The sequence below is a fragment of the Collimonas sp. OK607 genome (assembly GCF_900111995.1).
Lineage (GTDB): Bacteria > Pseudomonadota > Gammaproteobacteria > Burkholderiales > Burkholderiaceae_D > Collimonas.
Window position 1 is genome coordinate 15,567 of the sequence record NZ_FOKF01000015.1, and the last position, 20,420, is coordinate 35,986.

23 protein-coding genes are annotated in these 20,420 nt (G+C 55.7%); 8 read left to right on the plus strand and 15 right to left on the minus strand.

Features of this window, described 5'->3' with window-relative positions; translation table 11 throughout:
• Nucleotides 1-8 precede the first annotated feature (8 nt).
• Nucleotides 9-1,517: a CoA-acylating methylmalonate-semialdehyde dehydrogenase gene (locus BM029_RS12085; protein WP_092436319.1), complete on the plus strand. Its 1,509-nt coding sequence runs from the start codon at nt 9-11 to the stop codon at nt 1,515-1,517.
• 47 nt (nt 1,518-1,564) lie between these two features.
• The gene (gene mmsB, locus BM029_RS12090) at nt 1,565-2,467 is read left to right on the plus strand and encodes a 3-hydroxyisobutyrate dehydrogenase (RefSeq protein ID WP_092436321.1); all 903 of its coding nucleotides are present in this window, start codon (nt 1,565-1,567) and stop codon (nt 2,465-2,467) included.
• 69 nt (nt 2,468-2,536) lie between these two features.
• On the opposite strand, the gene BM029_RS12095 is transcribed toward mmsB, so the two are convergent.
• The 4 genes from BM029_RS12095 to BM029_RS12110 form a co-directional block, all read right to left on the minus strand.
• Entirely contained in the window at nt 2,537-3,523 is a 987-nt protein-coding gene (locus BM029_RS12095; protein ID WP_092436323.1) for a M14 family metallopeptidase, read from the minus strand.
• Between the two features lie 56 nt (nt 3,524-3,579).
• Nucleotides 3,580-4,896, minus strand: a complete 1,317-nt coding sequence (locus BM029_RS12100; protein WP_092436324.1) for an MFS transporter — start codon at nt 4,894-4,896, stop codon at nt 3,580-3,582.
• Between the two features lie 205 nt (nt 4,897-5,101).
• A complete protein-coding gene (locus BM029_RS12105; protein ID WP_092436326.1) occupies nt 5,102-6,016 on the minus strand; it encodes a LysR family transcriptional regulator in 915 nt (304 codons plus the stop codon).
• A gap of 77 nt (nt 6,017-6,093) precedes the next feature.
• A complete protein-coding gene (locus tag BM029_RS12110; protein WP_092436328.1) occupies nt 6,094-6,381 on the minus strand; it encodes a helix-hairpin-helix domain-containing protein in 288 nt (95 codons plus the stop codon).
• Nucleotides 6,382-6,504: 123 nt separating this feature from the next.
• On the opposite strand from BM029_RS12110, the gene BM029_RS12115 reads away from it, so the two are divergent.
• Nucleotides 6,505-6,957: an Rrf2 family transcriptional regulator gene (locus BM029_RS12115; protein ID WP_092436329.1), complete on the plus strand. Its 453-nt coding sequence runs from the start codon at nt 6,505-6,507 to the stop codon at nt 6,955-6,957.
• A gap of 143 nt (nt 6,958-7,100) precedes the next feature.
• Nucleotides 7,101-8,366: an MFS transporter gene (locus BM029_RS12120; RefSeq protein ID WP_244545020.1), complete on the plus strand. Its 1,266-nt coding sequence runs from the start codon at nt 7,101-7,103 to the stop codon at nt 8,364-8,366.
• A 209-nt stretch (nt 8,367-8,575) separates the two neighbouring features.
• On the opposite strand, the gene BM029_RS12125 is transcribed toward BM029_RS12120, so the two are convergent.
• Together BM029_RS12125 and earP are read right to left on the minus strand one after the other, a co-directional pair.
• Complete coding sequence (locus BM029_RS12125) at nt 8,576-9,145, minus strand: elongation factor P (RefSeq protein WP_092436331.1); 570 nt, start codon at nt 9,143-9,145, stop codon at nt 8,576-8,578.
• A gap of 139 nt (nt 9,146-9,284) precedes the next feature.
• Complete coding sequence (gene earP, locus BM029_RS12130; protein WP_092436333.1) at nt 9,285-10,439, minus strand: elongation factor P maturation arginine rhamnosyltransferase EarP; 1,155 nt, start codon at nt 10,437-10,439, stop codon at nt 9,285-9,287.
• Nucleotides 10,440-10,552: 113 nt separating this feature from the next.
• Here earP and BM029_RS12135 point away from each other — a divergent pair, with 113 nt between their 5' ends.
• On the plus strand, nt 10,553-10,804 hold the full coding sequence (locus tag BM029_RS12135) for a hypothetical protein (RefSeq protein WP_092436335.1): 252 nt from the start codon (nt 10,553-10,555) through the stop codon (nt 10,802-10,804).
• Here BM029_RS12135 and BM029_RS12140 read toward each other — a convergent pair.
• From BM029_RS12140 to BM029_RS12165, 6 genes are read right to left on the minus strand one after another with little or no spacing between them, the layout of a single operon-like run.
• Nucleotides 10,801-11,304: a DUF2867 domain-containing protein gene (locus BM029_RS12140; protein WP_092436337.1), complete on the minus strand. Its 504-nt coding sequence runs from the start codon at nt 11,302-11,304 to the stop codon at nt 10,801-10,803. The genes BM029_RS12135 and BM029_RS12140 overlap by 4 nt on opposite strands.
• The gene (gene cydX, locus BM029_RS12145; RefSeq protein ID WP_092436339.1) at nt 11,301-11,471 is read right to left on the minus strand and encodes a cytochrome bd-I oxidase subunit CydX; all 171 of its coding nucleotides are present in this window, start codon (nt 11,469-11,471) and stop codon (nt 11,301-11,303) included. The genes BM029_RS12140 and cydX overlap by 4 nt, the downstream gene beginning before the upstream one ends.
• Nucleotides 11,472-11,500: 29 nt before the next feature.
• Nucleotides 11,501-12,643: a cytochrome d ubiquinol oxidase subunit II gene (gene cydB / locus BM029_RS12150; protein WP_092436340.1), complete on the minus strand. Its 1,143-nt coding sequence runs from the start codon at nt 12,641-12,643 to the stop codon at nt 11,501-11,503.
• Nucleotides 12,644-12,653: 10 nt separating this feature from the next.
• The gene (locus BM029_RS12155; RefSeq protein ID WP_092436341.1) at nt 12,654-14,246 is read right to left on the minus strand and encodes a cytochrome ubiquinol oxidase subunit I; all 1,593 of its coding nucleotides are present in this window, start codon (nt 14,244-14,246) and stop codon (nt 12,654-12,656) included.
• Nucleotides 14,243-14,491 (minus strand): cytochrome oxidase putative small subunit CydP, encoded by a 249-nt coding sequence (cydP, locus tag BM029_RS12160; protein ID WP_092436342.1) that lies wholly within the window; start codon nt 14,489-14,491, stop codon nt 14,243-14,245. Before cydP ends, BM029_RS12155 begins: the two co-directional genes overlap by 4 nt.
• A gap of 4 nt (nt 14,492-14,495) precedes the next feature.
• Nucleotides 14,496-15,149, minus strand: a complete 654-nt coding sequence (locus BM029_RS12165; protein ID WP_092436343.1) for a GbsR/MarR family transcriptional regulator — start codon at nt 15,147-15,149, stop codon at nt 14,496-14,498.
• 253 nt (nt 15,150-15,402) lie between these two features.
• On the opposite strand from BM029_RS12165, the gene ppa reads away from it, so the two are divergent.
• Nucleotides 15,403-15,942, plus strand: coding sequence for an inorganic diphosphatase (gene ppa, locus BM029_RS12170; protein ID WP_062114092.1), 540 nt, complete (start codon nt 15,403-15,405; stop codon nt 15,940-15,942).
• Nucleotides 15,943-16,012: 70 nt separating this feature from the next.
• Here ppa and BM029_RS12175 read toward each other — a convergent pair whose 3' ends face one another.
• From BM029_RS12175 to BM029_RS12185, 3 genes are all read right to left on the minus strand, one after another.
• Nucleotides 16,013-16,444, minus strand: a complete 432-nt coding sequence (locus BM029_RS12175) for a type II toxin-antitoxin system VapC family toxin (protein WP_092436344.1) — start codon at nt 16,442-16,444, stop codon at nt 16,013-16,015.
• Complete coding sequence (locus BM029_RS12180) at nt 16,444-16,689, minus strand: type II toxin-antitoxin system Phd/YefM family antitoxin (protein WP_092436345.1); 246 nt, start codon at nt 16,687-16,689, stop codon at nt 16,444-16,446. The genes BM029_RS12175 and BM029_RS12180 overlap by 1 nt, the downstream gene beginning before the upstream one ends.
• Before the next feature lie 122 nt (nt 16,690-16,811).
• Complete coding sequence (locus BM029_RS12185) at nt 16,812-17,693, minus strand: EamA family transporter (protein ID WP_092436346.1); 882 nt, start codon at nt 17,691-17,693, stop codon at nt 16,812-16,814.
• A gap of 360 nt (nt 17,694-18,053) precedes the next feature.
• Between BM029_RS12185 and kdgD the strand changes: the two genes are divergently transcribed.
• Both kdgD and gudD read left to right on the plus strand, forming a co-directional pair.
• Nucleotides 18,054-18,968, plus strand: a complete 915-nt coding sequence (gene kdgD / locus BM029_RS12190; RefSeq protein ID WP_092436347.1) for a 5-dehydro-4-deoxyglucarate dehydratase — start codon at nt 18,054-18,056, stop codon at nt 18,966-18,968.
• Nucleotides 18,969-19,045: 77 nt separating this feature from the next.
• A complete protein-coding gene (gene gudD, locus BM029_RS12195) occupies nt 19,046-20,401 on the plus strand; it encodes a glucarate dehydratase (protein WP_092436349.1) in 1,356 nt (451 codons plus the stop codon).
• Nucleotides 20,402-20,420 lie beyond the last annotated feature (19 nt).

Below are 20,420 nucleotides of genomic sequence, written 5' to 3' on the forward strand. Positions count from 1 at the left end.
AAGTCATCATGTCAGCTACTAGCATCCCTAACGTTCCCCTGTACATCGGCGGCAAAGCTGTCCAGTCCACCACCACCGAATGGCGCGACGTCCTCAATCCGGCAACCCAGGAAGTAGTGGCGCGGGTGCCGTTCGCCACCAAGGCGGAGGTCGGTCACGCGGTGGCCAACGCCAAGCAAGCGTTTGCCAGCTGGCGCAACACTTCGCTGGCCCAACGCATGCGCATCATGCTCAAGTTCCAGCAGCTGTTGCGTGAAAACATGGCGCCGCTGGCCGAGCTGATTACCCGTGAGCACGGCAAGACCTTGCCGGATGCCGAAGGCGAAGTCATGCGTGGCCTGGAAGTGGTCGAGCACGCCTGTTCCATCACTTCGCTGCAACTGGGCGAACTGGCGGAAAATGCCGCTACCGGCGTCGATGTCTACACCATCAACCAGCCGATCGGCGTCGGCGCCGGCATCACAGCGTTCAATTTCCCGGTGATGCTGCCTTGCTTCATGTTCCCGGTGGCGGTAGCTTGCGGCAATACGTTTATATTGAAGCCGTCCGAACAAGATCCTTCCTCGTCACTGTTCCTGGTAGAACTGGCGCAGCAGGCCGGCTTGCCGCCGGGCGTGTTGAATGTAGTGCATGGCGGCCCGGATGTGGCCAACATGCTGTGCGATCATCCCGACATCAAGGCGATTTCCTTCATCGGTTCGACCAATGTCGGCACCCACATTTACCGCCGCGCCAGCGAGGCTGGCAAGCGTGCGCAATGCATGATGGGGGCGAAAAACCATTGCATCGTGCTGCCTGACGCTAACAAGGATCAAGCGATCAACAATTTGCTGGGCGCGGCGTTTGGCGCTGCGGGGCAACGTTGCATGGCTAACTCGATGGTGCTGCTGGTGGGCAAGGCGCGAACCTGGCTGCCGGAAATCGTCGAGCGTTCACGCGGCCTGAAAATCGGTCCGGGCAGTGATCGTAAGGCTGACCTCGGACCGATGGTGTCGAAAGCGGCCAAGGCGCGTACCGAGCGTTTGATCGGAACCGGCGTGGAGCAGGGCGCACAGCTGCTGCTGGATGGCCGCAACTGTCAGGTCGCCGGTTACCCCGATGGCAATTTCGTCGGCCCGACCATTTTTGCCGGTGTCACCGCCACGATGGATATCTATACGCAGGAAATTTTCGGACCGGCCATGTGCATAGTAGAACTGGAAACGCTGGACGATGCGATTGCTTTCATTAACGCCAACCCGAACGGTAACGGCACTTCGATATTCACTTCTTCCGGCTGGGCCGCACGTAAATTCCAGAACGAGATCGATGTCGGCCAGGTCGGCATCAACGTGCCGATTCCGGTGCCTGTGGCGTATTTCAGCTTTACCGGTTCGCGTGCCTCGAAGCTGGGCGACCTCGGCCCTAACGGTAAACAGGCGGTGCAATTCTGGACCCAGACCAAGACCGTGACTGCGCGCTGGTTTGCACCTGATGCGGATGGCGGTGAAATCAACACGACGATTTCCATGAAGTGATGCCGGGGTGCAGATCGGATTACAGGTAAGTCACGGGAGATATTGATATGAGTAGCGAAATCGTTTTTATCGGCCTCGGCCACATGGGCTTGCCGATGGCGCTGAATCTGGTGAAGGCCGGCTGCAAGGTCAGCGGCCATGATCTGGTGGCCGCCAGCGTCGAGCAGTTCGTCGCCGGCGGCGGCAGTACCGGCAAGGATCTGGCGGCTGCACTCGGCGCCGCCAAGGTCATCATCACTATGCTGCCGGCCAGCCGCCATGTCGAAGGAGCCTATCTCGGCGCCAGCGGCATCCTGGCGCAAGCAGCGCCGGACGCCTTGCTGATCGATTGCTCGACCATCGCTCCCGACGCTGCACGCAAGGTGGCGGCTGCGGCGCGCGATAAAGGTTTTACCATGCTCGATGCACCAGTTTCTGGCGGCACTGCCGGCGCCGCAGCCGGCACGCTGACCTTCATGGTCGGCGGCTCGGATGACGGTTTTGCATTGGCCAGGCCTTACCTGGAAAAAATGGGCAAGGCGATTTTCCATGCCGGCGACAACGGCAGCGGCCAAACCGTCAAGGTATGCAACAACATGCTGCTGGGGATTCTGATGATCGGCACGTCCGAAGCGATCAGGCTGGGCATGGCGAACGGCATGGATCCTAAGGTGCTGTCGGAAATCATGGCGAAAAGTTCGGGCCGCAACTGGGCGCTGGAAGTGTATAACCCTTGTCCCGGCGTGATGGAGAATGCGCCGGCTTCCAAGGGTTACAGTGGTGGTTTCGGCGTCGATCTGATGCTGAAAGATTTGGGGCTGGCGGTGGAAAATTCCCTGTCCACCGGCAGCAGCGTCCCGCTTGGCGCGCTGGCGCGCAACCTGTACGACATCCACAGCAAGAGCGGTGCCGGCGGGCTGGATTTTTCCAGCATCTTCAATATGTTGGCTAAGGCCGAACAAGCTAAATGATCTGAGCTTTGACTGGGCGCTGCGCCCTTACCGCGTACGATTGTCACGGCAAGGTGCAGCGCTTTTTCATTACCAGCTGTCCAGTACGCGAGCCAGGCGCATTACGGTTACACCCGGACCGAGGTGACGTAGTGACGGCATGATGATCACGCAATCGTCATAAGGCGTGGCAATCTCCCTGTCGCCATCACGCGCGATGACGGTACCAGCGAGTTCAATCCGCTCCAATCCCCGGAAATCCTGCGTGAACTGGAGATCCATCGTGTCTGCTATCACCGCTTGCGTTACCTGGAGAACCTGCTGCGCCACCGGTTTGGCTTGCTTTATGAACTCGGTTAAATCTGTCGCAACGACCACACCGGTCGTGATCAGGAAGCGAGATGCAGCATCCAGGGCAACGTCCTTGCTGCGGACTGAAAAATGCTGCCCGGTCTCGATCAGCAAGGCATTCTTCGGACTGGCAGCATCGCCGAAATCGCCATAGTCGCGCAACCGCTTGCCGTTTGCATGTCCGGCGTCGACGATCACGTGTTCGGGGACGCCGATGTCGACAGCAAACTGGATGCCTTTGGCCAATGGACCGCTTAACATCAGCGGCGGCGCTTCCTCGTGCATGGAATGCAGGTCCAGCAGAAAATCGACACTGTCGATAATCGGCCGTAAAGCGCGCGCCCGACGCAGTTCCTGTGAGTCGTCGCTGCTATCCAGCCGCGCCTCGGACCAGACGCGGTTCATGTCTTCATCAATGAAGCGGCTTGCGTCCGGGTTGCTGCTATCGAAACGGCGATAGGCATCTACATTTGCGAAACCGAGCGTGAGGCGGCCTTTGACCGGACGCACGCCTGATCGCAGGAGCCTGTTCACGGTGATGGCGCCGCTGACTTCGTTGCCGTGGGTTAGCGCCAGGATCATGGCATGCGGGCCGGCCACGCCGCTGTCGAATGTATGTATGTAATCGACACCCGTGTTACCGGTTTGCCATTCCGCGATATCGGGAAAAGTCACTTCGATCGGATATTCCTGCAACTTTGCACGAATCTGTTCCAGGGTTTTCATTAACGTTGCTCCTGTTCGAAAAGCTAAATAGATTTAATGAATTGAAAAGCGGCGTCTCAGACCGGACCGCGTCGCGCCATCCGGCGGCCGAGCACCAGCACGGCCACAATGCTGATCAAAGCCGTTGCCATCACATAAAAACTGGGTGCCAGCTTGCTGCCGCTGAAGGCAATCATCCAGGTCACGATCAACGGCGCAAAGCCGCCAAACAAGGTGACCGAAAAGTTATAGCTGAGGGCGAGTCCGGTGCCGCGGGTGCTGGTCGGGAAGATATCCGACAACATTGCAGGGATCGGTCCGAGGCATGCCGCGATCAGCAGGCCGACCAGGCCCTGAACGAGCATCAAGGTGCCGACTGTCGGCCAGGTTATCAATAACAGGAATAAGGGGTAGGAAGTACAAGCTATCGTCAACATCGCAATCGACAGGACACGGAAGCGACCGTAGCGATCCGACAGGGCGCCAAACACCGGCGCGCTGATCATCAGGACCGCCCCGGTAACCATCGCACTGAGGAATGAAGATGTCGCAGGAATATGCAATTGCTTCAGTGCGTAAGTCGGCATGTACAATTTGTGAACGTAGTTGAACGCGGTTGCGCCTGAAACTACGCCTATGCCCAGCAGCAGGTTGATACGGTCACGCACCAGCACAACTTTCAACGGCGATTTCTCAGGTTTGACAGCGGCAATTTTCTTGAACTCCGGGGTCTCGTCGATCTGGCTGCGTATGTACATACCAACCGGTCCGATCAGCAAACCGATGCCGAATGCGATCCGCCAGCCCCAGTCATTGACTTGGCTATCTGTCAGCGTGTAGCTTAGAAGCGCACTGACACCGGCGGCAAATACGGTTGCCAGACCCTGTGTCGATAACTGCCAGCTGGCAAAGAAACCCCTTCGTTTGGCATCTGCATGTTCGACCATGAATGCAGTCGCGGCGCCGAATTCACCGCCGGTAGAAAAACCTTGCAACATGCGGGCCACGATCACGATCAGCGGCGACGCGATGCCGATTTGTGCATAGGTCGGGGCAAAAACAATCATTGCCGTGCCGACCATCATGATGAAGATTGACGCCGTCAGCGATGCCTTGCGTCCGGCGCGGTCAGCATACGAGCCGAGGATGATGGCTCCGAGCGGACGCATGATGAACGAAATCCCGAAAGTGCCGACACTCAGCAACAAAGAAGTGGTTTCGTCGGCTGCCGGGAAGAACAGCTTGCCGATCACAATCGCGAAATAGCCGTAGATCAGCAAGTCGTAAAATTCAAGTGCGTTGCCGATGCTGGCTGCGCAAATTTCTTTCCAGGGATTACGCGGTTTGCTGATCGGTAAGCTGCGCGCTCCCGATGTTCGTGGCTGTGATGACATGCTATAGCTCCAGAATTGTAGTTATTGCGCTTCATCAGTTGCAAGAAATGCACGATGAGGCGCTATTATTTTTGAAAATTTGAGGAAGTATAGGGAGCGTGTCGCAGCGCCAATTGCCGTTTCGGCACAGGTTTGTGCTTTTTATTTTGATTGCGGTATTGTGCTTGCCGTCATCGCAACAGCACGAGGCGCCAGGTGCCGCTTGCTATCGGTCATCGACGACATCTGCAGAAACACCTTCCCAGATCGCGTTGACCAGCGCATTGGTGTTGCCCCGCATGCGATAGAGTGAAATATCGAAACTGACGCGCATGTCGGCATCGCCAACCAGCAACAAGTTGCCCTGCTTCAAATCTTCCTGCACCAGCCGTTGCGGTAGCCAGGCCAGGCCGGCGCCACGCTTGGCCATCTCCAGAATCGACTCGTAGGAATCGGCCTGGTAGACCATGCGTAGCGATAATTTTTGCGGCAAGCTGGCCAGGTGCTTGGCGAGTACGCCGCGTAGCGTCAGCGACTGGGAAAATGCCAGCCAGGGAATAGGTGTCGTCGTGTCGACGGCCGGCAACCGGAATTTGGGAAGTCCCTTGGTATCCGATGCACTAACCGGCAATAGCACCTCGCGCGCCAGCGTGACGGATTCGTAACGTTGGGGATCGATCAACAAGCGCGTGGTAGGGCTGGAATAAATCACGAGCAAATCGACGTCACCGCTCGACAAGCGCAAGATGACCTCTTGCGCGCCGCCGGTACTGACTGAGACCGGGAAGGGGCCGAAGCGTTGGTTGATCGCTTCGTACCAACTGGGAAAGAAGGTGCGTGCCAAGGTGCGGCCGGTGGCGACGCGCAGTACTTCGTCGGGATGCTGCGTTGTATCTTGCAATTGCGCCCGGACCGCATGCAAGACATCGATCGTATGCGTTGCGGCATCGAGAAATAGCAAGCCGGCCGGTGTCAGGGATAGCGGCTGCGTGCGCGCGACCAGTTCCGCGCCAACCCATTGTTCCAGTGCGTGGATGCGGCGGCCGAAAGCCGGATGGGTGACAAAGCGGTTTTCCGCAGCGCGGGAAAAACTGCGGGTCCGAGCTAACTCGACAAAATCTTCAAGCCAGGTCAATTGCATTTTTGCTCTCTTGTCATTCGATATAAATAAACTGGTAAATCGCCTGGCCCCGATACTGCGGCAAGTTGCATCGTCAGTTACCCAGATTTGAGCAGGCGCTTGCGCTCAGCCGTGTACGACCACCAAGGCAGCGGTTCAGCACCTTCCATGTAACGCACCACCGACATGAAAACATCGATCACGCATGGGTCGTGCCTGGCGCCAGTCTTGGCGCAAAGTGTGTCGTACATCTGCAGCGGCGATTTGCCGATCAGTTGTTCAGGCTGCCGGATACCGATAAGACGCAAATCGGCAGCTCCCGCCTTGCCGATATTCGGCAAATCCTCCAGCTTTACGATGGCGGCCCGGTCCAGGTATTTAGGCATTGAATCTCCATGGGAATTACGGAATATCCCCCGCATTGTGACATTTTGCGGCTGACTCTATCCACATAAGCTTATGCAACAAAATTAGTTGACCGGATTATCTGTATTGAATATAGTGACAGTATGAAGTCCAGTCGATTTGCCGTGGCGGCACACATTTTAGTCAGCGTTGAATACGCTACCAGGGGCGGGGAAGTGTATTTTCCGTCCACCGCCATTGCTGCCAGCGTCAATACTAATCCGGTTTTTGTGCGAGAGCTGTTACGCAAGTTAAGCAAGGCCGGCCTGGTGGTGACCAAGGAAGGCAAGGGCGGCGGTGTGCAGCTGGCGCGGCCGGCTTCGGCAATCAACCTGGCCGAGATCTATCAGGCAGTGGAGGAGGGGCCGGTGCTGAAGCACAATACGCGCTCGAAAGACCTTTGCTGTCCGGTTAGCTGCGGCATGGATATGGTGCTGGATCCGGTAGTGTCGGAAGTAGAGGACGCCATGCTGGAGATTTTGAAGGGCCGGAAATTATGCGAGCTCGTCAACAAGATCGCCGACAAGACTAAAGTCATGGCTCAGGCCGGGATATAGTGGTTTTTTTTATAATTAACTGTATGAATATTAAATACAGTTGATTTGATGGAGGGATCGATTTTGATCCCGTTTTTATATTTTAAACTGTAGTTAAAAATAATACAGTTTAATCAAGACAAGACAACAAACAGGAGTTTTACATGGAAAAAAATCTAGCGGCGATCAGCGCGCAAAACGACAGCCGTCTCGATCTGCCCCTGCCGGATCAGCGCATCCATGCCAACAGCACGCCATCGCCGTTGCGGTCCTGGTTGTCGGTGGTGGCGGTGGCGATAGGCGCTTTTGCTTTTGTGACGACTGAATTCCTGCCGGTCGGCCTGCTGCCGCAAATCGCCCGCGACCTTGGCGTCTCGCCTGGCACGGCTGGCTTGATGGTAACCACGCCCGGAGTAATCGCAGCGATCTCCGCTCCGGCACTGATGCTGGGAGCGGGGCGCATTAACCGCCGCTTGATCTTGCTGGCTTTGTCGGTCTTGCTGCTGGCTTCCAACCTGGTGTCGGCGATGGCACCCGGCTTCGGCACGATGTTGCTGGGCCGGGCGCTGCTGGGTGCGGCCCTTGGCGGTTTCTGGACGCTGGCGCTGGCAACTTCGGCGCGGCTGGTGCAGGAGCAGCACGCGGCCAAGGCGACCGCGATGATACTGACCGGGGTTACCTTCGCCACGGTGATCGGCGTACCGCTCGGCACCTTCATCAGCACCATGGCTTCCTGGCGCGCATCGTTTATCGCCACAGGCGTGCTGGCCGCCGTGGCGCTGGCTGCGCAAGCATTGCTGTTGCCGTCGCTGCCATCGAAAGCGGCGATACGCTTGAGCGACCTGCGCGCGTTGCTGAGCCGCGCCAATACCCGTAAAAGCTTGCTGATGGTGGCGCTGGTGTTTGGCGCTCACTTCTCGGCTTACACCTATGTCACGCCGTTCCTGGTGCAAAGCGCAGGATTCAACCTGCCTGCGATTACATCGGTATTGCTGGGTTTCGGCTTTGTCGGTTTCGTGTCGAATTTTGTGATCTCGACCACCGTCAGCCGCAATTTGCAGCTGTCCCTGTTTGCCGTGGTGGCGATACTGATGGTGTCCTTGCTGGCGCTGCCGTCGCTGCACGCTTCGCAAGCCGGGGTAGTGGTGATGATACTGGCGTGGGGCGTTGCGTTCGGCGCTATCCCGTTATGCCTTAGCATCTGGTTGCAAATGTCTTCGCCGGATCTGCCGGAAGCCGGTTCTGCGCTGTTCGTCAGCATTGTGCAGGTCGCAATCGCAGTGGGCTCATCCACCGGTGGCGTGGTGGTCGATTCGCTCGGCATCCCGTCCACCTTGTGGCTAGGTGGCGCCCTGGCGCTGGCCGGCCTGGTGGTGATTTCCAGTTTCGGCTTCAATCACAAGAAGCTGGGTGAGATATTGAGTCAATAGTTCGCTGTTCGTAGGGTGGGCATGTATGCCCACGCGTGACCGCGATAACCGGGGTACAAACCCTCGTGGCACGGAAGCAGGCATATGCGTGTTGTGAGTTCCGCGTGGGCACAAAAGCGTGCCCATCCTACAAGACAGGCGAAAAAAAAACGCTGCCGGTAATCGGCAGCGTTTTTTTTGTAAGCGGAAGGGTAAGTAACCCCCCGGTATTAACCGCGCTTCTTGAACTCGTTGGTACGTGTGTCGATTTCGATCAAGTCGTCAGAGCTGACAAACAACGGCACCATGACGATGTGTTGATTTGCTTCGATCGCGTTTTCGATCTTGGCTTCTTTCAGGACGTTGCCCGAAGTGTTGCCTTTAACCGCTGGCTCCGAGTAAACAACCTGGCGCACGATAGTGGTTGGCAGTTCGACCGAAATTGCCTTGCCGTCGTAAAACACGGCTTCGCATTCCATGCCGTCTTTCAGGTAGTGCAATGCATCGCCCAGGTTTTCTTCTTCGATTTCATACTGTTCGTAGTCTGTATCCATGAACACGAACAGCGGATCGGCGAAGTACGAATAGGTAACTGGTTTCTTGTCGAGCACAACTACGTCAAACTTGTCATCGCCACGGAAAACGTTTTCCTGTGGGCTGTTTGTCAGAAGATTCTTCATCTTCCACTTGTAGGTGAAGCCCGTGCGGCTCGAACCGTTGACATCAGAGCGCAAAACGATCATTGGCTTACTGTCAACCATAATGATATTGCCGACACGAATTTCTTTTGCTGGTTTCATAGCGAATATAGGTAAAAAAGTAGGTTACATAAAAATCATCTGTAGCCCACTGGCAAAAAGCGCCGCAAGCCCACGTATGATTGAATTTTTAAATGCATCAAAAATTAGCCGTATATTTTAACCTATTTTTGAATGTCTCTTACTGAACTGTTTCGGCAAACTTCAGCAAATTGCTGGCCAAGTCGCCATTTTCCCCCATTTGACGTTGCCAATCTGTGGACATGATGGCAATTTTTGGCATGTCGGCTTCAAATAGCGCCCATAGTGAAGTCCAGTTCACCGCTTTTTTCGTGGCTTCATTCCAGCTCAAAGAGAATTCGCTCAGGTTCTCAGTCGAGGCCGTGTAGCGTTCCAGGAATGCATTCAATTTAACGTGATGCAAGTCTTCGTCTTGCGGGTAGATATGCCAGATAAAAGGCTTGTCGGCCCATTGGGCGCGGACGAAGGAATCTTCGCCTCGTACAAAATTGAGGTCGCATGCCCACAATAGCTTGTCGTAGTCGGGTTGGGGAACGAAAGGCAGCACGCGCACAGTCAGTGCGCCGTGGCTGGCGGTTGCTCCGGCTTGCGCAGTTCTCCCCAGGAATTTTTCGACGGCGTCGGCGGCAACGCCTTCCGGCACCAGGCAGGTAATCGCTTTGTTACTGCTTTGCCAAACATCGAATAGCGCAGAAACCGGCGCTTGTGGATAACAAAACAGGGAGACCTTCAGGGAAACCATCTCTGCCGGTGTGACGCCGAACTGGCTGAGAAAAGCCGCCATCGCAGCGGCGTCTTGTTGAAATGCCTGACGCTGCTGTGCCAATCCTGATTCACACAGCAGGCCGCCGGTTTTGCTGGTGAAGCCGGGAAAGAAGAAATATTTTGTCAAAGATCGCGACTGGGGCGACGGCAGCGCATGGCAACCTTCCACCCATTCTTCGGCGCTGAGGCCTTCCAGGTTCAGCCACACCGGATGCGGTGTGCGCTCGGCCATCGCCGCAATATAAGCAGGCGGTATGTCGCAGGCAAAAAACTCAATTACGATGTCGGCCACGTCGGCGGCCATGAATACGCCGTCTTGATCGAGCCAATGGCGTACCGTCACGGTGCCAATCTGTTGTACGTCGCGATCAACCGCGACTTCCGGACAAATTCGTTGGAAGCTGCGCAAATCGTCCACCCACAAAGTCACGGCGATGCCATGTTCCTGTTCCAGTTGACGTGCCAGGCGCCAGCAGATACCTATGTCGCCAAAGTTATCAACGACCTTGCAGAACAATGCCAGCGATGTTTGTGTTTTGTGATGATTCAAGATTCAAATTCCAGCGGTAATGAGTTTTTTTGTTTTTTTTATTGTCGGGCAGTTTAGCATTCGGCCCCGTAATGTAATAATGCCGTCCCCCGTATGATACTGGACCTTGAACGATGACTAATGAGCGCGACCTGATTGCCAATCTGACGCTGGCGGTAATCGATTTGGCAGGAGCTGTGGCGCAAATAGCGGAAACCATGCCCCAGCATACTATGGCGCAGGTCAATGATTCTCTGAATGTGGCGGTTACCAAGCTGGAGCAGGTAGCCATCGCCATCAGTGCCGGTGACGTTGAAGATGGTGGCGCGGACGGGGCAATGGCGGTGGCAGGAGTTGACGCCGCCAGCGAGACGCAAAGCGCCTAGGCGGCCCGGCCGAAGTTGGCGTTTTCCAGCAAGTGACGGGTGATTACCCGGTGAAAAGGCATGATCACCGCCAGGTAGACTCTTCCCAACAGATTGTTGGTCTTGACCACCGTCGTGACGGTCACCTGCGTACCGGTGGCACCGTCTGGCGCAACCGTTATGCTGACCCTGAAATCCAGATGCTTGTCGTCGAATCCCAGCACCACTTCCTGCGGTGATTGCGCCACGACAGGAAAGCCGCCAACCGTACGCTGCGCGGCGCGTGGATCATCCACACCCATTTCAACGGTTTTCAATTGAAACAACCTGACCACACGGTTACGCGTCGCCATCAATTGCTTTATCCATCCGGGCGGATTCTTGATGATGGCGTCGGCAGCCTGTCGGGCGTCCAGGCCGGCAATCTCAGCCTGGACCTGGTAAGCGTCGACAAAATCATGACCGGGCAGCAACGAGCGGCAGCCGACGCTCGGTATCACCTCAACCGCTGCGCCGTTCATTTTCTGCGCACCCTGGCTTCATGCTCGGCCGCGGCGCTTTCAAAGCGCTCGCGGGTGGTTTCTTCATCGCGGCTGCCGAAAGCGTAGTTTGCCTCCAGCCACATGACGTTGATGATGCCGAAAGCCAGCGCCAGGCCGACTCCCAATATCCATGCGAAATACCACATAAGTTTCTCCAGTTCTGCGAATGCGCAGGTTAGTAAGCAGTGTGCTCGTTGTCTTCAATATGCTTCAAGGTGACCTTGCCGCGCATGACCCGGTACACCCAGGTGGTGTACAGCATGATGATCGGTAGCATGATGACCACTACCCAGAACATGATGCCCAGCGTCTTGTGGCTCGATACCGCGTCCCAGATAGTGAGGCTGCTGTTGGGGGCGAGCGAGGAGGGCATGATGAACGGGAACAGGGAGGCGCCCGCCGTCAGGATGATGCCGGTCACGCTGAAGCCGCTGGACAGGAATGCTGCCATTGCCTTGTCGGCGGCGCTGAATACCACGCACAGCAAAGCCCCGGCGACGGCAATGACCGGCAAGGCCCAGGTAGCGGGCCAGTGCGCATAATTGTCGAACCAAGCGCCGTTGACCGTGGCGACGGTTTTGACGATCGGCATGAAGGCGCTGTTCGGGTCCGGCATGCCGGTGATGCGATAACCATTGATGCCAAAAGCAACCCAGAAGCCGCCGGCCACGAACAGCAGTATCGTCACCAAGCCCGCAACCTTGGCCACGCTGCGGGCGCGCTGGGCGATCAGCGCATCGGTTTTGACTTGCAGGTAAGCGGCGCCATGCATCAGCAGCATGGCAACGCTGAGCAAGCCAGCCAGCAGCCCGAACGGATTCAACAGCTGGAAGAAGTTGCCGGTATATTCAACCCGCATGGTGTCGTCATAATGGAACGGCACGCCGAGGAACAGGTTACCGAACGCTACACCGAAAATAAGCGGCGGCACGAATCCGCCGGCGAACAGGCCCCAGTCCCAGGCATTGCGCCAGCGCGTATCGGCTACCTTGCTGCGGTAGTCGAAGCCGACCGGGCGGAAGAACAGCGAAAACAGCAGCAGCATCAGCGCCACATAAAAGCCGGAAAACGCAGCGCCATACACCAGCGGCCACGCAGCGAAAATCGCGCCGCCGGCAGTGATGAACCAGGTTTGATTGCCTTCCCAGGTGCTACCTATCGAATTGATGATGACGCGGCGTTCGCCGTCGGTCTTGCCGATGAACGGCAGCAGCATGCCGACGCCGAAATCGAAGCCATCGGTCAGCGCGAAGCCGATCAACAGCACGCCAACGAAGCCCCACCAGATTATTTTTAATGTTTCGTAGTCAAAGATCATGGTGTTCTCCTTAAGCCTTGGCCGTGCTGTCGTGGCTGACGCTGGTCTGGTCTGGTTGCTCCCAGTGATACTTGCCGGTATGCAGGCTGCTTGGGCCGCGCCGGGCGTACTTCATCATCAATATCATTTCAATCACGAACAGGAAGGTGTAGAAGCCGAGGAATCCGGCCAGGCTGAAATACAAGCTGCCTGGCTGCAAGGTCGATGCTGATAAATGGGTCGGCAGCACGCCAGAGATGGTCCATGGCTGACGGCCGTATTCGGCCAGTACCCAGCCCAGCTCGATCGCTACCCATGGCAACGGAATGCTATATACAGCAAGGCGCAGCAGCCAACGTTGCTTGGCCAGCTGCTTGCGGATCAGGAAATAGAACGAGCAAGAGAAAATGAACAGGAACAGGATCCCCAGTCCAACCATCAGCCGGAACGACCAGAACATCGGCGCGATGTTAGGGAAGGTGTCATTGACCGCCATCGCAATTTGTTCGGGCGTGGCGTCGACCACCTTCGGCGTGTATTTCTTCAGCAGCAGTCCGTAGCCGAGATCGTGTTTCAGCTTGTCGAAATCGGCAATCGCTTCCGGAGATTTGTCGCCGCCTTTGAGACGGGTCAGGGCGGCATACGCCAGCATGCCGTTGCGGATGCGCACTTCATGCTCTTTTTTCAGATCGTGGATGCCGGTGATCTGCTTGTCTACCGAACGGGTGCCGATCAAGCCCAGCACATAGGGAATCTTGAACGCGTAATCGGTGCGTTGCTCCTTCTCGTTGGGCCAGCCGAACACGGTGATGCCGGCCGGCGCCGGTTCGGTATGCCATTCGGCTTCCATCGCCGCCATCTTGACCTTGTTGACTTCACCTGCGGTATAACCGGATTCGTCGCCGAGCACGATGACGGACAAGGTCGAGGCCAGGCCGAAGCCGGCGGCAATCGCAAATGACCGCAGGGCAAACGCGGTGTCGCGTCCTTTCAACAGATAGTAGGCGGAGATGCCGAGCACGAACATCGAGGCGGCGACGTAGCCGGCTGACAAAGTGTGGACGAACTTGACCTGGGCCACCGGATTGAAGATGACATCGACGATGCTGGTCAGCTCCATGCGCATGGTTTCATAGTTGAACTCGGCGCCGACCGGATTGTTCATCCAGCCGTTGGCGATCAGGATCCACAGCGCAGACAGGCTGGAGCCGAGCGCCACCAGGAAAGTAATCAGCAAATGCTGAACCCGCGACAAGCGATCCCAGCCAAAGAAGAACAGTCCGACAAAAGTCGATTCGAGGAAGAACGCCATCATCCCCTCGATCGCCAGCGGCGTGCCGAAGATATCGCCGACATAGTGCGAGTAGTAGGACCAGTTGGTGCCGAACTGGAACTCCAGCGTGATGCCGGTGGCGATCCCCATTGCGAAGTTAATCCCGAACAATTTTCCCCAGAAGCGGGTCATGTCTTTGTAGATCGGGCTGCCGGTCATCACATAGACCGACTCCATGATCACCAGGATCCATGCCAACCCGAGCGTGAGCGGTACGAACAGGAAATGGAACATCGCGGTCGCTGCGAACTGCAGGCGAGATAAGGCGACGACTTCATCAATGGGAATCATTGGCGGGTCTCCGAAGGGGAAGGGTGGGACGAACTGGAAGGAGCTGATAGCGGTGCGCCGGGAGGCTGAGTCAGGAAATGTTGCTCGACCAGTTCGGTCGGCATGCGCATTTTCTTGGTTTGCGGCTCAGAGAAAAAGGCTTTCCACAGCAGCGTCAGCAGGGCGATCTTGACGATCAGGATCAGTGTGATCTCGACCGCCAGCGGCAAGCGCGTGAATCTTTTTTTTGCGGAGAAAGACTGCATGCGTCTAATCCTTTAACTGGACTGTCAGTTGCACGTCAGGGTGATCGCCATGAGTTTTGCTGCTGCTCGATGTGCCGCGGAACTTGTCGCGCACGTCCAGCAATTTCTTGACCTTGGATCCCATTTTCATCAGAGATGCCAGGGTTTCCGGAGACAAGCGTTGCACATCGTCGAACCAGGAACTGGATAATTCGATCAGATTGTACATCTCGCGCATCCGTTGTTGTGCCTGTTTATCAATATCGTTGGCGGGATTCTCCAGCAAGGCATCCCGCAGCATCGACAAAGTCGGCTCTATCTCACGCCGGCGGCGCTCCTCCAGCAGTGTCTTGAAAATATCCCAGATATCCTTGGGCGGTTCGAAGTATTCACGGCGGTCGCCCGGCTGATGCAATAGCTTGACCAGTCGCCAGGATTGCAATTCTTTCAAGCCCATGCTGACGTTGGAGCGCGAAAAAGTCAGGTAATCGGCAATCTGATCGGCATTCAAGGGCTGGCCAAGTACATACAGCAAGGCATAGATCTGGCCGACCGTGCGGTTGATGCCCCAGCGGCTGCCCATTTCGCCGAAGTGCGAGATGACGCGCTGGGTTAGCGGTGTGAGAGGAGTAAGCGGGGTGCTTGCGCCTGGGGAATTGGTGACTTGGGTAGTTGGCATGATGTTTTGAATTTTCAGTAATTACTGAAATATAAGTCAAAACAGGAATGCGTGCAAGGTTGTTGCTATATGGTTATTCGTTTGCGGGGGATCGATGGTGGCGCTGCAACGGAGTAGCAAGGAAGTAGTGAGGAAGTAACAACTTAGCTGCAACTAAGTCGATGTTGCATCGCACGATAGGGCGTTGAGCCGTTATAATTTCAGGTTAAGAGGTTTTTGTAGCAAATTTTTTAATTATTGACGAGAGCACACCATGAGTCTGAATCAAGTATCGGCCGGGCGCGATTTGCCAAACGATTTCAACGTCATCATCGAAATCCCGATGAATGCCGATCCGATCAAGTACGAAGTCGACAAGGAATCCGGCGCGATTTTTGTTGATCGCTTCATGGGTACTGCAATGCATTACCCTTGTAACTACGGTTATATCCCGCAAACTTTGTCGGAAGATGGTGATCCGGTCGACGTGCTGGTGATTACTCCGTTCCCGCTGTTCCCGGGTGTGGTTGTACGTTGCCGCCCGGTCGGCGTGTTGAAGATGTCGGACGAAGCCGGCCAGGACGCCAAGTTGCTGGCGGTGCCGGTAGACAAAGTACTGAGCATCTACACCCACTGGCAAAAGCCTGAAGACATGAATGAACTGCGCTTGAAGCAGATCCAGCATTTCTTTGAACACTACAAGGATCTGGAAAAGGGCAAATGGGTCAAGATTGACGGCTGGTTCGGTCCGGATGAAGCGCGCAAGGAAATTTTGGCGGGCGTGGAAGCATACAAAAAATCCATCGCGGCTTAATTAGTACGGTTGTACGGGTTTGTCAAAAAAAGCGCACCGAGGTGCGCTTTTTTATTGTGGGTATGCGCTGTTATTGAGGTTTCGAAACAAAGCGCTTGGCACCGGCTTTCTTGATAGCTTTTATCAAACCTTCGTCCAGCGTAGCGAGCGCTAATCCTTCCCTGAGAGCGAGCTCCAGATACGCAGCATCGTACGCCGACAAGTTATAGCGTCGCGCCAATTGCAAGGTATCTCCCATAGCATGATCGCTTGTTTGTGGGTCAATCTGAATATGCATCTGCTGAAGCGCATGCACAAATTCTGCGCTCCGCGCTTCCGTCAGTCCGAATTTCTTTTCCGCTCTGGTAATCACGTTGGCGACTTCCAGGCCCCAAACACCCGGCACAGATACTCGGGCCTCGGAGATCGAGGCCAATACCTGTTTGGCGTACGCCTTGTCACTAGGCGAACCGTCGCCGAACAACCAGCGCATCGTGACAGAATTATCAAGAACAAATCGCATTAATCGCGCCCTTCATCGAGCAGCGCCTTGGTGTCGATTCCGAGCAATGGCGGGTACGATGTCATCAACTGCTGCATGTGGGCTACCCCCGCTGCAATGTCGGTTTTTTGCGATGCGTCCGCTGGAATTAAGTCGGCGATGGCTTCGCCTCTGAGAGTGATCGTGTAACGGTTGCCCAATTGCACTCCACGCAAGAGTTCGGGTAATTTTGTTTTTGCTTCGTAAGACCCAATTTCGATATTCACGATTTCGCTCCGGTCAAAATGTAATAGACTAGTATATAGACCAGTCGTTATGTGTCAAGCGAACGTTGATGTCCAACAAATGGTCTTGGTGCAAGTTTAAATATTTGACGAACAATGTTGCCTTACGCCCTGGCCTTCAGCGCCAGCATCAACCGCCCACCGAACAAATTCAAGGCAAGCCCGCCCAGCACCAGCAACCCTGCAACGATTTTCCACCACTCCAGCGACTCATTCAGCACGATGGCCGCGCTCAGCATTCCCACCAGCGGCACCAGCAACGAAAACGGCGCCACCGTGGCGGCCGGGTATTTGCGCATCAGGATGGTCCAGATGCCATAGCCGACGATGGTATTGGGGTAGGACTGATAAAACACCGCGGCCACCGAGATCCAGCCAAAGTGCGTAAATGCGTTGTGCCAGGCGGCAGGGCCTTCGAACACGGCTGAAGCCAGCAACAATGGCGGCGACGCAATCAACGAACCCCAAGCCATCAGAGCCAGCGGATTAACCTTGCCGATTTTCTTCGTGACGATATTGGCGCTAGCCCAACTGAGGCCGGCGCCGATGACCAGCAGGAAGCCGATCACAGTGGCTTTCGCTTCCAGATGGGCGGCGACCAGCACAATCCCGGCCAGCGCCACCAGCGCTCCAAGTAATTGCGTCACCAGCGGGCGTTCACCAAGCAGCAGCACCGCCAGGCCGATAGTAAAAAACGCTTGCAGCTGGATCACCAGCGAAGCCAGGCCGGCGCCGATGCCAAGCTGCATGCCCGAGAACAGCAAGGAAAACTGTAGTGCGAACTGGAACAGGCCGAAACCGATCAGGTAACGCCAGTGAATCGCCGGCCTTTTGATGAAAAACACCAGCGGCAGGGCTGCAAACACGAAGCGCAGCGCCGAAAACAGCAGTGGCGGCAAACCTGCCAGGCCGATCTTGATCACGACAAAATTCAACCCCCAGATTGTGACGGTCAACAAGGCTAGCAAGATATGGGTGGGTTGCATGGCGGTTCTTTGTGTGAGGTCGGGCCGGATGCGTGGCCGACAATGGTATTTGTACAGGTCTGATACGGCAAGTGCCAATGCCGCCGTTATCGATGAATGCTCAAATAGGCAACTCATAGGACAACAGGCGACTTGATGAAAGGACTCCACGTGCAATTGAACAGGGCCGCCACTTTGACATTTACGTCAGATATCTGGTGTGAGCGTTGCCACGGAAAGTCGTTGTTGCTTCTTTTTTTTAGGAATATTTCCAAACAGATCTTGCGGGTCGATATTTTTACTTGTACGATGACCGACATCAAACAAGGTTAAATGCAGTAGGAAATTTCCGCTTTTATCAATCTTTCATCAGCGACCATCATGTTTACACCACAAGACCTGAAACAAATCCTCTCTTCCGGCTTGCTTTCTTTCCCGATCACCGACTTCGACGCAGATGGCAATTTTGTCTCCAAGCCCTACGCAGATCGTCTGGAATGGCTTGCGCCGTATGGCGCGACCGCGTTATTTGTTGCGGGTGGAACAGGCGAGTTCTTCTCCCTGACGCCAGAGGATTACACGAAGGTTGTAAAGGTCGCAGTTGAAACTTGTCGCGGCAAAGTGCCTATCCTGGCCGGAGCGGGCGGCCCGACCCGTACCGCAATTGCTTATGCGCAAGAGGCGGAAAAGCTAGGGGCTCATGGCGTCTTGCTAATGCCGCACTATCTGACCGAAGCTAGCCAGGATGGCTTGGTAGCGCATATCGAAGCTGTCTGCAAATCCGTTACATTCGGCGTGGTGGTGTACAACCGCAACGTATGCCGCCTGGATGCCGATTCGCTGCTGCAACTGGCTGACCGTTGTCCGAACCTGATCGGTTTTAAAGATGGTATCGGCGAAATCGAATTGATGGTCACGATCCGGCGCAAGCTGGGCGATCGCTTCACTTACCTGGGCGGCTTGCCTACCGCAGAAGTATATGCCTCCGCCTATAAGGCACTGGGCGTGCCGGTATATTCCTCGGCTGTGTTCAATTTCATCCCGAAAACGGCAATTGATTTCTACGAAGCGGTGCGCACTGATGATTTCGCGACGACTAACCGCCTCATCGACGATTTCTTCTTACCTTACCTGGCGATCAGAAACCGGAAGCCCGGATATGCCGTCAGTATCGTGAAAGCAGGCGCAACCTTGGTTGGCCACACTGCTGGCCCGGTACGGACGCCATTGACAGATATGACGCCGCAAGAATGCGAACAGCTTGATGTGTTGATCAAATCCCTTGGCCCGCAGTAGGTCTCTTTAATACATATGGAACAGGCGCACAAGTTCAGCGCCAGGACTAATACTAAGTTTTGAAACTGGAGACAACCATGTCGAACACAAACAATCCTTTACCTGCCAATGACACGCCGCGTATCGTGTCCTTGCAGGTCATACCCGTCGCAGGCCGGGACAGCATGTTGCTTAACCTGAGCGGCGCTCACGGCCCTTACTTCACGCGCAACATCGTCATCCTGACTGACAGTTCTGGCGAGACGGGTGTTGGCGAAGTGCCAGGCGGCGAGAAGATCAGGCAGGCACTGGAAGATGCAAGACAGCTGGTTGTCGGCCAGTCTATCGGCGATTACAACAGTACCCTTAACCAGGCCCGCCAGGCTTTTCAGGGTAGAGATGCCGGCGGCCGTGGCTTGCAAACCTTCGATTTACGTATTGCTGTACACGCGGTCACGGCACTGGAAGCAGCGCTGCTTGATCTGCTGGGCAAGTTCTTGAAGGTGCCTGTAGCAGCTCTGCTGGGCGAGGGGCAACAGCGCGACGCGGTAGAAATGCTCGGCTACCTGTTTTACATCGGCGATCGCAAAAACACGGACTTGCCATATGCCTCCGCCGACGATGAACCTGATGACTGGCTACGCCTGCGCCATGAGACAGCGATGACTACCGAGGCCATTGTCGAGTTGGCGCGCGCCGCCCATGACCGATACGGTTTCAACGACTTCAAGCTGAAAGGCGGGGTGTTGCGCGGTGAAGATGAAATGGAAGCGGTGACCGCTCTGTCGGAGGAATTCGCCGAAGCCCGCATTACGCTGGATCCGAATGGCGGCTGGCTGCTTAAAGATGCGATCCGTCTGTGCCGTGACAAGCACGACGTGCTGGCCTATGCGGAAGATCCGTGTGGCGCGGAAAACGGCTATTCCGGCCGCGAAGTAATGGCGGAGTTCCGCCGCGCCACCGGCCTGCAGACAGCGACCAACATGATCGCCACCGACTGGCGTGAGATGCGCCATGCGATTCAACTGCAGTCGGTCGACATACCCTTGGCCGATCCGCATTTCTGGACCATGCAAGGTTCTGTGCGCGTAGCGCAAATGTGCAATGAATGGGACCTCACCTGGGGCTCTCATTCGAATAACCACTTCGATATTTCCCTGGCGATGTTCACACATGTCGCTGCTGCAGCACCTGGAAAAATTACCGCGATTGACACCCACTGGATCTGGCAAGACGGACAGCGGCTGACAAAAGAGCCGTTGAAGATAGAGGGTGGACTGGTTCAGGTTCCTAAAAAGCCCGGCTTGGGCGTCGAGATCGATATGGTCGAGATAGAAGCTGCTCATCAACTCTATCGCAACATGGGGCTAGGTGCGCGAGACGATGCGATAGCGATGCAATATCTCATCCCTGGATGGAAATTCAATAACAAAATGCCTTGCCTGGTCCGCTAAAAAAATAACAGGTCCGGCA